The organism is Vibrio sp. Y176 (assembly GCF_033438945.1).
Map to the genome: position 1 here is coordinate 1 of NZ_JAWOQS010001115.1, position 532 is coordinate 532.

Below are 532 nucleotides of genomic sequence, written 5' to 3' on the forward strand. Positions count from 1 at the left end.
CGCGCGCTTGGCTTGATTCCATCGCACGTACAGCGGCATCTGAGCCAGATTTTAGTTGCTCAATCATTTTATGGATATCGCCCGTACTGTCTTGAGTGCGGCTTGCCAGCTTGCGGACTTCATCTGCTACTACCGCGAATCCACGCCCTTGATCGCCAGCTCGCGCAGCTTCAATCGCGGCGTTTAGCGCAAGCAAATTAGTTTGCTCGGCAATATCTTGAATCACTTCTAAAGATGATGAGATGTTTTGAACGTCGCTTTCTAAACGGGCAATCACAGTGCTCGCCTCTGAAACTTCGCTTGCCAGCTCTTCGACAGAATTCGCAGCGGAATCGACGATGTGTTTCGCTTGTTGTGCGTTTTCATCGGCGTGTCGCGCTGATTCTGCTGCTTGGTTAGCGTTGTTCGAAATCTCATGCGCGGTGGCTGTCATTTCCGTCATCGCTGCGGCAACTTGCTCGGTTTCTTCACGTTGACCGCCAGCGAGTTCGTCGACTTGAGAGGCGCGTTGCGACATGTTGTTGGTTTCTGC

At 52.3% G+C, this 532-nt stretch carries 1 protein-coding gene; it reads right to left on the reverse strand.

Annotation, left to right across the window (positions count from 1 at the left end; translation table 11 throughout):
* A partial coding sequence (locus tag R7O13_RS30500; RefSeq protein WP_318305675.1) for a methyl-accepting chemotaxis protein occupies positions 1-532 on the reverse strand: 532 nt, incomplete at both ends.